At 67.6% G+C, this 11764-nt stretch carries 7 protein-coding genes; all 7 read right to left on the reverse strand.

Annotated elements, in window-relative coordinates; genetic code table 11:
* Positions 1–2: 2 nt before the first annotated feature.
* The 7 genes from A3AG_RS0123280 to A3AG_RS0123310 all read right to left on the reverse strand — a co-directional run bounded on the left by A3AG_RS0123280 (position 3) and on the right by A3AG_RS0123310 (position 11761).
* Positions 3–2582 carry a heavy metal translocating P-type ATPase gene (locus tag A3AG_RS0123280; RefSeq protein WP_018007735.1) on the reverse strand — a complete coding sequence of 860 codons (2580 nt, stop codon included), beginning with the start codon at positions 2580–2582 and terminating at the stop codon, positions 3–5.
* Between the two features lie 103 nt (positions 2583–2685).
* Positions 2686–3783, reverse strand: coding sequence for a cell division protein ZapE (gene zapE / locus A3AG_RS0123285; RefSeq protein WP_018007736.1), 1098 nt, complete (start codon positions 3781–3783; stop codon positions 2686–2688).
* Positions 3784–3871: 88 nt separating this feature from the next.
* Positions 3872–5296 carry a dihydrolipoyl dehydrogenase gene (gene lpdA / locus A3AG_RS0123290; RefSeq protein ID WP_018007737.1) on the reverse strand — a complete coding sequence of 475 codons (1425 nt, stop codon included), beginning with the start codon at positions 5294–5296 and terminating at the stop codon, positions 3872–3874.
* 100 nt (positions 5297–5396) lie between these two features.
* Positions 5397–6644 (reverse strand): 2-oxoglutarate dehydrogenase complex dihydrolipoyllysine-residue succinyltransferase, encoded by a 1248-nt coding sequence (gene odhB / locus A3AG_RS0123295; RefSeq protein WP_018007738.1) that lies wholly within the window; start codon positions 6642–6644, stop codon positions 5397–5399.
* A gap of 87 nt (positions 6645–6731) precedes the next feature.
* Positions 6732–9584: a 2-oxoglutarate dehydrogenase E1 component gene (locus tag A3AG_RS0123300; RefSeq protein WP_018007739.1), complete on the reverse strand. Its 2853-nt coding sequence runs from the start codon at positions 9582–9584 to the stop codon at positions 6732–6734.
* A 328-nt stretch (positions 9585–9912) separates the two neighbouring features.
* Positions 9913–10659, reverse strand: coding sequence for a glycerophosphodiester phosphodiesterase (gene ugpQ, locus A3AG_RS0123305; protein WP_018007740.1), 747 nt, complete (start codon positions 10657–10659; stop codon positions 9913–9915).
* A 1-nt stretch (position 10660) separates the two neighbouring features.
* Positions 10661–11761 carry a sn-glycerol-3-phosphate import ATP-binding protein UgpC gene (locus A3AG_RS0123310; protein ID WP_018007741.1) on the reverse strand — a complete coding sequence of 367 codons (1101 nt, stop codon included), beginning with the start codon at positions 11759–11761 and terminating at the stop codon, positions 10661–10663.
* Positions 11762–11764: the final 3 nt, after the last annotated feature.

Genomic DNA, 11764 nt, shown 5'->3' on the forward strand with positions numbered 1-11764 from the left:
CGTCAGGCTCCGTTATGCCGCGACTTGCGCCGCGGCTTGCCTGCGCGCAGCAGGCGCCACGCATTGGCGACCACCAGCAGCGACGACAGCGACATGCCGATGCCCGCCATCCACGCCGTCACCAGCCCGGTCGCCGCCAGCGGAATGGCGACCACGTTGTAGAAAAAGGCCCAGCCGAGGTTCTGGCGCACCACCCGACGCGTCCGGCGCGACACGGCCAGCGCTGTCGCGATCTCGGCCACGCCGCCGTGCGTCAGCACCGCGTCGGCACCGGCCTGCGCCAGCGGCGCGCCGCTGCCGATCGCAATCGACACCTGTGCCTGCGCCAGCACCGGCGCGTCGTTGATGCCGTCGCCGACCGCCAGCACCACGGCCCCGCCCTGCTGCAGCCGCGCCACGTAGTCGCGCTTGCCTTCGGGCGTGACCTCGCCGGCGATACGCTCGATGCCGAAGTGCGCGGCCCACCAGTGCACCGCCGCCTTGTTGTCGCCGGATACCAGATGGCAGCGCACGCCCAGTTCGCGCAGGCGGGCCAGCAGCATCGGCGTTTCCTGACGCTCGACGTCGGCCAGGACGAAGCGCGCCAGCGGGCCGGCCTCGGCGCCGAGCCAGACCACGGTGGCACCGGGATGCGTCAGGTTGTCGGCAGCGGCCGGCGCGGGTTGGCCAGCGCCGCCCAGCGCCAGGACGAAATCGGCACGGCCGAGCCGCAAGCGGCGGCCCGCGACCACCGCCTCGAGGCCATGGCCGGGCACGTTGCGCATCTCGCTGACCTGCAGCGGCAGGCCGGCGGAATCCGGGGCCGCCGCCACCAGCGCGCGCGCGATCGGGTGCTCGCCGCCGCGCTCCATCGCCGCTGCCAGGGCCAGGCATCGGGCGGTATCGGCTTCGCCCAGCGGCTCGACCGTCGCCACGGCAAAGCGGCCTTCGGTCAGCGTGCCGGTCTTGTCGAGCACCACGTCGGTGACGCGGGCGAGTGTTTCCAGCGCGTGGCCGCGCGCCAGCAGCACGCCACGCCGCGACAGCGCCGCGCCGGCCGCGGCCAGTGCCGCCGGCGTGGCCAGCGACAGGGCACAGGGGCAACTGACCACCAGCACCGCGATGGTCACCAGCAATGCCCGCGACGGATCGATCCAGAGGCCCCAGACCATGCCGGTCAGTGCCGCCAGTACCAGCAGCGTCGCCACGAACCAGCCCGCCACGCGGTCGGCCAGCGTCGCCAGGCGCGGCTTCTCCGCCAGGGCGCGGTCCAGCACCGCGACGATCTCGGCCAGCCGGGTGCCGGCGCCGACGCGGGTCACGCGCAGTTCCAGCGGGCTGGCGGTATTGAAGCTGCCGGCCAGCACGGTGTCGCCGGCGCAGCGGCGCACCGGGCGGCTTTCGCCGGTCAGCATGGATTCATCGAGTTCGCTGATGCCGGAAGTGACTGCGCCATCTGCGGGGATGATCTCGCCTGCCTTGACGCGGACCAGGTCGCCCGCGCGCAGGCGCGCGACCGGGATACGCTCGCCCGCCGCACCGGCCGCGGCCAGCCGTTCGCAGGTGGCGGGCAACTGGCGTGCGAGCATTTCGGCACCGCTGCGCGAGGCCTGGCGCACGCGCAGCTCCAGGTAGCGGGCCAGCAGCAGAAAGGCGACGAACATCGTCACCGAATCGAAATAGACCTCGCCCACGCCGCGCACCGTAGCCAGCGCACTGGCGCCAAAGCCCGCGGCGACGCCGATCGCCACCGGCACGTCCATGCCCATATGGCGCTGGCGCAGGCTGCGCCAGGCACCGGCAAAGATCGGCGAGGCGGCGTAGCACACCACCGGCAAGGTCAGCGCGAAGCTGGCCCAGCGCATCAGCTGCAGCTGGCCGGGATCGATGGTGGCTTCGTGGGTGTAGATCGGCCACGCGTACATCATCACCTGCATCATGCCGAGCATGGCCACCGCCATGCGCATCAGCAGGCCGCGGCGCGCGCGGCGATCCTGCTGGTCGGTGCGCGAGACTTCGAAGGGCCAGGCCATGTAGCCGATGCCGGCCAGCGCGGCCAGCAGCCCCGAGACCGTCTGGGAACCGTCGCGCCAGCGCACCACCACGCGCCGCGTGGCGACGTTGGCGACCGCCGATTCCACGCCCGGCTGGCGGGACAGATGCTGTTCGATCAGCCAGGCGCAGGCGGCGCAGCGGATATTCTCTGGGGCCAGTGTGATCTCGGCGCGGCCGCCGTCGAGCGGGCGGACAAACTGCGTGCGCAGTTCCGGAGCATCGTAGGCGGCCCAGATCGGCTCGGCCTCGCGCCGGGCTTCGTCGTCGATGGGCCGGGCGAAGCGGGCTTCGTCGCCGTACAGGTGGGCAAAACCGGCGGCATGGAGGGTCTGCGCCAGGGCCTGGCAACCGCCGCAGCAGAACACGCGGCGGCTGCCGTCCAGGTCGGCGGCGAGCGGTTCGGCATCGGTGACCGGCAAACCGCAATGGAAGCAGGCCAGCGCCGCGCCGGCGCCGCGCGCAGCCGTGTCGGCGCGATCGCGCCCGCCGGGCGGCGGACATGGCGCCAGCAGGCTGACGGAAGGACTGGTGGCTGGGGGCGGCGACATGGGGACCTTTTTCTACCCGGTCGAGGATATAGGCCGCCCCCCGATTTCAACTTGATATAGATCAAGGCGGCCCGGGTACGTCGCCCCGGGCCTGGAACACCTGTCAGGTAAGTGTCGTATCCATGGTGCGGCGCTCGGATTCCAGGTATTCGCGCGACTGCATCTCGATGATGCGGGACACGGTGCGGTGGAATTCGTTGGCCATCTGGCCTTCGGTATAGAGTTCGTCGGCGGGGACTTCCGCCGACATCAGCAGCTTGACCTTGTGGTCGTAGAAGACGTCGATCAGCCAGGTGAAGCGGCGCGCCTCGGACGACATGCGCGGCGTCATGCGCGGCACGTCGGAGAGGATCACCGTATGAAATTGCGAGGCCAGTTCCAGGTAGTCGTTCTGCGAGCGCGGCCCGCCGCAGAGCGTGGCAAAGTCGAACCAGACCACCCCGTTGGCCTTGCGCAGCGAGCGCAGCTCGCGGTGCTCGATATGCAGCAGCGGCGATTCGTCGGCGACGCCGGCGATGGAAGTGAAGGCATCCCGCAGCGCCGAGTTGGCCTTGGCGTCCAGCGGGGTGTGGTAGGCCTGTACCTGCTCCAGCGCGCGCTTGCGGTAGTCGATGCCGGCATCGACATTGAGTACGTCCAGCTTCTGCTGCAGCAGCGCGATCGCCGGCAGCACGCGGTCGCGGTGCAGGCCGTCCGGATAGAGCAGGTCCGGGCGGTAGTTGGAAGTCATCACGAACTGCACGCCGTTGTCGAACAGCTGCTGCAGCAGGCGATGCAGGATCATCGCGTCGGCGACGTCGCTGACGTGGAACTCATCGAAGCAGATCAGGCGGAAACGGCGCGCGATGCGCCTGGCCAGTTCGTCGAGGGGATCGGGACGGCCGCGCAGTTCTTCCAGCTGGCGGTGCACCTCGCGCATGAATTCATGGAAATGCAGCCGAGTCTTGCGCACCACCGGCACGCAGGTATAGAAGCTGTCCATCAGGAACGACTTGCCGCGCCCCACCCCGCCCCACATATAGACGCCCTGCGGCACATCGGGACGCACCAGCAGTTTTTTCAGCGCGTTGTTGCGGCGCCCCTTGTAGGCGACCCATTCGTCGTAGCACTGCTGCAGCCGGGCCACGGCGCGCAGCTGGGCCTCGTCGGACTGGTAGCCGCGCTCCTTCAGTTCCTTCTCGTAGTACTCGGTGACGTTCATGCTAGGGGCTCACGCGGCACGGGCCGCAAGTGAAAACGGCGCGCCGCAGGACGGCGCGCCGGTACTCAGGCAACGGCGGACACGCGCCTTACATATTGAGTTGGCGCTTGTCGACGGCCAGCGCGGCTTCGCGCATGACTTCCGACATCGACGGGTGCGGATGGCAGACGCGGCCGATATCTTCGCTGGCGGCCTTGAACTCCATCGCCACCACGGCTTCGGCGATCAGGTCCGAGGCGTTGGCCGCAACGATGTGCACGCCGAGGATCTCGTCGGTCTTGGCATCCGCCAGCATCTTGACGAAGCCGTCGGCATGGCCCATGCCCAGCGCACGGCCGTTGGCCATGAACGGGAACTGGCCGGCCTTGTACTCGCGGCCTTCGGCCTTGAGCTGGGCTTCGGTCTTGCCGACCCATGCGATTTCCGGGAAGGTGTAGATCACCCACGGAATGCAGTTGTAGTCGATATGCGGCTTCTGGCCGGCGATGCGCTCGGCCACGGCCACGCCCTCGTCCTCGGCCTTGTGCGCCAGCATCGGGCCGCGCACCACGTCGCCGATGGCCCACAGGCCCGGCACCTTGGTGGCGCAATGGTCGTCCACCTCGATAAAGCCGCGCTGGTCGACCGCCAGACCAACTGCGTCGAGACCCAGGTTGTCGGTATTCGGCACGCGGCCGACCGACACGATCAGGCGGTCGACTTCCAGGGTCTGTGCCGCGCCGTCCTTGTCGGTGTACTTGACGGTCACGCCCTTCTTGCCGGTGGTGACTTCATCCACCTTCACGCCGAGGCTGAACTTCAGGCCCTGCTTGGTCAGCTGCTTCTGCGCTTCCTTGGCCACGCCCTCGTCGGCGGCGCCCAGGAAGGCGGGCAGCGCTTCCAGCACGGTCACGTCGGCACCGAGGCGGCGCCACACCGAGCCCAGCTCGAGGCCGATCACGCCGGCGCCGATCACGCCCAGCTTCTTCGGCACCGACGGGAACTTCAGTGCGCCTTCGTTATCGCTGACCAGGTCGTTGTCGACGGCGATGCCGGGCAGGTGGCGGGCCTTCGAGCCGGTGGCGATGATGACCTGCTTAGCGGTCACGACTTCGCCGGCGATCTCGACCTGGAAGCCTTCGGCGCTCTTGCCGACGAACTTGCCGTAGCCCTTGAGCAGCGTCACCTTGTTCTTGCGGAACAGGAACTCGATGCCCTTGGTCATCTTGCCGACGATATCGTCCTTGCGCTTGAGCATCTTGGCCACGTCGACCTTGACGTCGCCGACCGTGATGCCATGGTCGCCCAGGTGGTGCTGGACGTTCTCGAACTCTTCCGAGGAAGCCAGCAGCGCCTTGGAGGGGATGCAGCCCACGTTCAGGCAGGTGCCGCCCAGGCGGGCTTCGCCCTTGGGATCGTCATACGCATTGCCTTCGCAGCAGGCCACGTTCAGGCCCAGCTGGCCGGCACGGATGGCGGCGATATAGCCGCCGGGGCCGGCACCGATCACCAGCACGTCGAATTGTTTGCTCATGGAAATTCCTTGTTGGGCGCCGGCGGCAACTTGTGCCGGCGCGCCGTGATCACGGGAGCGCGCTCCCCGCGCACGCCAGCGCGTGCGCGGAGGGACCGGCTTACAGGTCCAGCAGCAGGCGCGCCGGATCTTCCAGGGCGTCCTTCATGGCGACCAGGCCCAGCACGGCTTCGCGGCCGTCGATGATGCGGTGGTCATAGGACATCGCCAGGTAGTTCATCGGGCGGATCACGATCTGGCCGTCTTCCACCACCGGGCGGTCCTTGGTGGCGTGCACGCCCAGGATGGCCGACTGCGGCGGGTTGATGATCGGGGTCGACAGCATCGAGCCGAACACGCCGCCGTTGGAGATCGAGAAGGTGCCGCCGCTCAGTTCTTCCAGCGACAGCTTGCCGTCACGGGCCTTGACGCCGAACTCGGCGATCTTCTTCTCGATGTCGGCCAGGCTCATCTGGTCGGCGTTGCGCAGGATCGGCACCACCAGGCCGCGCGGCGAACCGACGGCGATACCGATGTCGAAGTAGCCGTGGTAGACGATGTCGTTGCCGTCGATCGAGGCGTTGATCAGCGGGAACTTCTTCAGCGCGTGCACCGCCGCCTTGACGAAGAACGACATGAAGCCCAGCTTCACGCCGTGTTCCTTCTCGAAGCGGTCCTTGTACTTGTTGCGCAGGTCCATCACCGGCTTCATGTTCACTTCATTGAAGGTGGTGAGGATGGCGTTGGTGGCTTGCGACTGCAGCAGGCGCTCGGCGATGCGGGCACGCAGGCGGCTCATCGGCACGCGCTCTTCCGGACGGTCGCCCAGGGCGGCGAAGTCGACCGGGGCCGAAACCTGCTGCAGGGCCGGCTTGGCCGCGGCCGGGGCCGGCGCTGCCTTGGCGGCCGGAGCGGCGGCGGCGGCGATCGCGTCGCCCTTGGTGATGCGGCCGTCCTTGCCGGTGCCGGCAACCTGGCCGGCCGACAGGCCGGCTTCGGCCATCAGCTTGGCGGCCGACGGCATCGCCACTGCGCCGGCGGCGGCCGGCGCGGCAGCAGCGGCCGGGGCCGGAGCCGAGGCAGCCGGAGCCGGGGCAGCGGCGGCCGGAGCGGCGGCGCCAGCGGTGGCTTCGGTATCGATCTTGGCGATGATTTCATCGGCCACGACGGTGTCGCCGTCGTTCTTGACGATCTGCGACAGCACGCCGGCGGACGGGGCCGGCACTTCCAGCACGACCTTGTCGGTTTCGATTTCGATCAGGATCTCGTCCTGGGCAACGGCTTCGCCGGGCTTCTTCTTCCAGTTGAGCATGGTCGCTTCGGCGACCGATTCGGAGAGTTGCGGAACCTTGACGTCAACGATAGCCATGGTGGTGAATTCCTCGTGTTATGCGTGTTGTCTTGATGCTGGCGAGGCCACGGCGCGCCTGCGCGCGCCGCCGTGGCTGCCGACTGATTACTTGGTCAGAACAAAGCCCTTGAGCTTGGCGAAGGCCGCGTCCAGCAGTGCCTTCTGTTGCTCGTTGTGCTTTGCGTAGTAGCCCACCGCCGGCGAAGCCGAGGCGGGGCGACCGGCATAACCGAGCTTCTGGCCGTCCGTCATGTTTTCCATGATGTAGTGCTGCACGAAGAACCAGGCGCCCTGGTTCTGCGGCTCGTCCTGGCACCACAGGATCTCGTTGGCGTTCGGGTACTTCTTCAGTTCCGCGGCCAGCGCCTTGTGCGGGAACGGGTACAGCTGTTCCAGGCGGATGATCGCGGTGTCGTTGGCCTCGCGTTCCTTGCGCGTGTTGACCAGGTCGTAGTAGACCTTGCCCGAGCACATGATGACGCGCTTGACCTTGCCGGCGTTCAGCTCTTCGTGATCGCCGATGACGGTCTCGAAGTGGCCCTTGGCCAGGTCGGACAGCGGCGACACCGCGTCCTTGTTACGCAGCAGCGACTTCGGCGTCATGATCACCAGCGGCTTGCGGAACAGGCGGATCATCTGGCGGCGCAGCAGGTGGAAGATCTGCGCCGGCGTGGTCGGCTGGCAGACCTGCATGTTGTGGTCCGCGCACAGCTGCAGGAAGCGCTCGATGCGCGCCGAGCTGTGTTCCGGGCCCTGGCCCTCGTAGCCGTGCGGCAGCATCAGCGTCAGGCCCGAGGCACGGCCCCACTTCACTTCACCCGACGAGATGAACTGGTCGATCACCACCTGGGCGCCGTTGACGAAGTCGCCGAACTGGGCTTCCCAGATCACCAGCGCATTCGGTTCGGCGGTCGAGTAGCCGTATTCGAAGCCGAGCACGGCCTCTTCGGACAGCACCGAATCGATCACCGTGAACGGTGCCTGGTTCTCCGACACGTTCTGCAGCGGCACGTAGCTGCCGGCATCCCAGCGCTCGCGGTTCTGGTCGTGCAGCACGGCGTGGCGGTGGGTGAAGGTGCCGCGGCCGGCGTCCTGGCCGGTGATGCGCACCGGGTAGCCCGAGGCCACCAGCGAGGCGAAGGCCAGGTGCTCGCCCATGCCCCAGTCCAGCGGCTGGTCGCCGCGGCCCATGTTGGCGCGGTCCTTGACCACCTTCTCGACCAGCGGGTGCAGCTTCAGGTGTTCGGGGATGGCGGTGATGCGCTCGGCCAGGCGCTTGAGCTCGGTCACCGGCACGGCGGTGTCGGCGGCGTCGGTCCACTTGCGGTTCAGGAACGGCATCCAGTCGACCGCGAACTTGTTCTTGAAGTTCGACAGCACCGGATCGGCGGTGTGCTTGCCGGCGTCCATCGCGGCGCGGTATTCCTTGACCTTCTCGTCACCGAAGTCGGCCGGGACCAGGTTCTGCGCGGCCAGCTTGTCGGCGTACAGCTTGCGCGTGCCGGGGTGCTGGGCGATCTTCTTGTACATCAGCGGCTGCGTGACCGCGGGCGTGTCCTGCTCGTTGTGGCCCAGCTTGCGGAAGCAGATGATGTCGACCACGACATCCTTCTTGAACTCCATGCGGAAGTCCACCGCCAGCTGCATGGCGTACACCACGGCTTCGGGATCGTCGCCGTTCACGTGCAGCACCGGCGCCTCGATCATCTTGACCACGTCCGTGCAGTACAGCGTCGAGCGGGCGTCGCGCGGGTCGGAGGTGGTGAAGCCGATCTGGTTGTTGATGACGATATGCATGGTGCCGCCCGTGCCGTAGCCGCGGGTCTGCGCCAGGTTCAGCGTCTCCATCACCACGCCCTGGCCGGCAAAGGCGGCATCGCCGTGCACCTGCACCGGCAGCACTTCCATGTTGCCGACCGCGCCGCGGCGTTCCTGGCGGGCCTTGGCCGAGCCTTCGACCACCGGGTTGACGATTTCCAGGTGCGACGGGTTGAATGCCAGCGACAGGTGGATCGGGCCGCCCTCGGTCGAGACGTCGCTCGAGAAGCCCTTGTGGTACTTGACGTCGCCGGCGGGCAGGTCATCGACGTGCTTGCCTTCGAACTCGGCGAACAGGTCGGCGGGCATCTTGCCCAGGGTGTTGACCAGCACGTTCAGGCGGCCGCGGTGGGCCATGCCGATCACGATTTCCTGCACGCCCTTGCTGCCGGCGTGCTGGATCAGCTCGTCCATGGCGGCGATGAAGCTCTCGCCGCCTTCCAGCGAGAAGCGCTTCTGGCCGACATACTTGGTGTGCAGGAAGCGCTCCAGGCCTTCGGCCGCGGTCAGGCGGTCAAGGATGTGCTTCTTCTTTTCCAGCGTGAACACCGGCTTGGAACGCGTGGTCTCCAGGCGCTCCTGCCACCAGCGCTTCTGCGCCTGGTCGCTCACGTACATGAATTCGAAGCCGATGGTGCCGCAGTACGTTTCGCGCAGGTTGTTGAGCAGCTCGCGCAGGCTCATCGACTCCTTGCCGAAGTAGGTATTGCTGGCGTTGAAGACGATATCGAGATCGGCTTCGGAAAAACCGTAGAAGGCCGGGTCCAGATCCGGCAGGGGCGGACGCTCCTGGCGCTTGAGCGGGTCCAGGTCGGCCCAGTGCGAACCGATGTTGCGATAGGCGGCGATCAGCTGCGTGGCGGCGACGCGCTTGCGGCCCATGTCGGAATCGGCCGATGCAACGATGGTGCGGATGGGACCTTGCTTGGCGCGCTCGGCGAACGAGGCAACGATGGGAGCGTGGGCGATATCCCGGCCGTTCGAGCCGTCGACGGCGGGAACGTTCTGCATGGCGTCGAAGTAGGCGCGCCAATTGTCGGGAACCGAGGCGGGGTTCTGGAGGTAGGCTTCGTACAGTTCTTCGACATAGGGGGCGTTACCGCCGAAGAGGTACGAATTGCTCTGATACTGCTGCATCATGGGACGCTCACTTTTCTCCGGGTCTGCCGGAGTTCAGCGGGTTATTCAACCTTCCGCGACACGGCTTGACCGGTTAGCGGATCGCAAACAACTCTTGGGAGCCAGCGGAGGCGCTTACGCAAACGGCACCACCAGGGTGCCGCGTGTGATGGCCGCCTCACAAGGCCCGAAAGGGCAAGTTGTGCGGGGAAGGACCTTAAGTCTTCACGGCGGTAAGGATAGCACGGATTGCGTTTGATCAATGTGGGCTTTTCGCGATACGAAACACAAGCGCGTGACAATTCCATGCGCGTCAGGCGAATTCGCAACAACCGCACAACAATTTGATTCAGGGGACGATCTGGTCGACGGCGTCGGTGATCAACCCGTCGAGGCCCCATTCCAGCAACTGCGCCGCCCGCGCCGGATCGTTGACGGTGTAGGCCAGCACCCGCAGGCCGGCCGCATGGGCAGTGGCGATCACGCCGGCATCCAGTTCACGATGGTTGGCGTCGAGCGCCACGCAACCGAGCCGGCGCACCCGCTCCAGCCAGTCGCCGGGAAGCTTGTCGAGCAGCAGCGCGCGCGGCAGGCCGGGCGCGACGCGCGCCGCGGCGGCAAGGGCCTCTTCCGAGAACGACGAGAGCAGCGGCGGCGCCTCGGCGCCGGCCCAAAGCGACTGCGCATCGATGGCCACCGCGGCGCCGGTGCGCGCCTCGGTGCCGGGCACCGGCTTGATCTCGATATTGACCAGGAAGCCGTTGGCGCGGGTATAGCGGGCGATCGCGGCCAGCGTCGGCACCGGCTCGCCGGCAAAGGCCGGGCCGTGCCAGCTGCCGGCGTCGAGCAGCGCCAGTTCGCCCAGCGTCAGCGCATCCACCCTGCCCTGGCCGCTGGTGGTGCGGTCCAGGGTGGCGTCATGCATCAGCACCGGCTTGCCGTCGGCCGACAGCTTCACGTCGAACTCGAACATGCGGTAGCCAAAGGCGGCGCCGTGGCGGAACGCGGCCAGCGTGTTTTCCGGCGCCAGCTTGCCGGCGCCGCGGTGCGCGATATGGCGGGGATAGCGCCAGGCGTGGTCGGTTGCCGTGGTCATGTCAGGCCTCGATGCGCTTGCCGGTGTCCGGCGCGAAGAAATGCAGGTGCTCGGCTGACGAGGTCACCGGCAGGCGGTCGCCGGCGCGCACGCGCGCATGGCTGTCCAGCCGCACCACCACGGCCTGCCCGCCGAGCGAGCCGTAGGCGAAGGAATCCGCGCCCAGCGCCTCGACCACGCGCACATCGACTTCGGCGATCGCCTCATGCGCGGCGCACGGCTCGATATGCTCCGGACGCAGCCCCAGCAGCGCCTGTTCCGGCAGGTGCAGCCCCATCGGCAGGTGACCCAGCGTGGCGTTGGCGGCTTCGCCCTCCTTTGCCACCACGCGCATCTGAGCATTGGTGTCGCCGCCGGCATTGCGCGCCACCGGGATCAGGTTCATCGGCGGCGAGCCGATAAAGCCGGCGACGAATGTGCTGGCCGGCCGCGCGTAGACCTCCAGCGGCGTACCGATCTGCTCGACCCGGCCGGCGTTGAGCACCATCATGCGGTCGGCCAGCGTCATGGCCTCGACCTGGTCATGCGTCACGTACAGGCTGGTGGTGCCGAGGCGGCGATGCAGCTCCTTCAGTTCCAGCCGCATCTGCACGCGCAGCTTGGCGTCGAGGTTGGACAGCGGCTCGTCGAACAGGAACACCGCCGGCTCGCGCACGATCGCGCGGCCCATGGCGACGCGCTGGCGCTGCCCGCCGGAGAGCTGGCGCGGCTTGCGCTCGAGCAGCGGCGCCAGCTCGAGGATGCCGGCGGCGTGGTTGACGCGCTGCGCGATCTCGGCCTTGCCCATGCCGCGGATCTTCAGGCCATAGGCCATGTTGTCGTACACGCTCATATGCGGGTAGAGCGCGTAGTTCTGGAACACCATGGCGATGTCGCGCTCGGCCGGCTCCAGCTGGTTGACCACCTTGTCGCCGATATGGATCTCGCCGCCGCTGATGGTTTCCAGCCCCGCGACCATGCGCAGCAGCGTGGACTTGCCGCAGCCCGATGGCCCGACGATGACGATGAACTCGCCGTCGGCGATCTCCATGTCGATGCCGTGCACCACCTGGGCGCCGCCGGCATAGGTTTTCTGAACGTTGCGTAGTGACAGTTTTGCCATTGT

The sequence above is a fragment of the Cupriavidus neocaledonicus genome, from assembly GCF_000372525.1.
GTDB classification, from domain to species: Bacteria; Pseudomonadota; Gammaproteobacteria; order Burkholderiales; family Burkholderiaceae; genus Cupriavidus; species Cupriavidus neocaledonicus.

Coding starts and splice junctions, on each gene's coding strand:
- A3AG_RS0123280 (WP_018007735.1), bottom strand. CDS start 2,582: ATGTCGCCGCCCCCAGCCACCAGTCCTTCCGTCAGCCTGCTGGCGCCA.
- zapE (WP_018007736.1), bottom strand. CDS start 3,783: ATGAACGTCACCGAGTACTACGAGAAGGAACTGAAGGAGCGCGGCTAC.
- lpdA (WP_018007737.1), bottom strand. CDS start 5,296: ATGAGCAAACAATTCGACGTGCTGGTGATCGGTGCCGGCCCCGGCGGC.
- odhB (WP_018007738.1), bottom strand. CDS start 6,644: ATGGCTATCGTTGACGTCAAGGTTCCGCAACTCTCCGAATCGGTCGCC.
- A3AG_RS0123300 (WP_018007739.1), bottom strand. CDS start 9,584: ATGATGCAGCAGTATCAGAGCAATTCGTACCTCTTCGGCGGTAACGCC.
- ugpQ (WP_018007740.1), bottom strand. CDS start 10,659: ATGACCACGGCAACCGACCACGCCTGGCGCTATCCCCGCCATATCGCG.
- A3AG_RS0123310 (WP_018007741.1), bottom strand. CDS start 11,761: ATGGCAAAACTGTCACTACGCAACGTTCAGAAAACCTATGCCGGCGGC.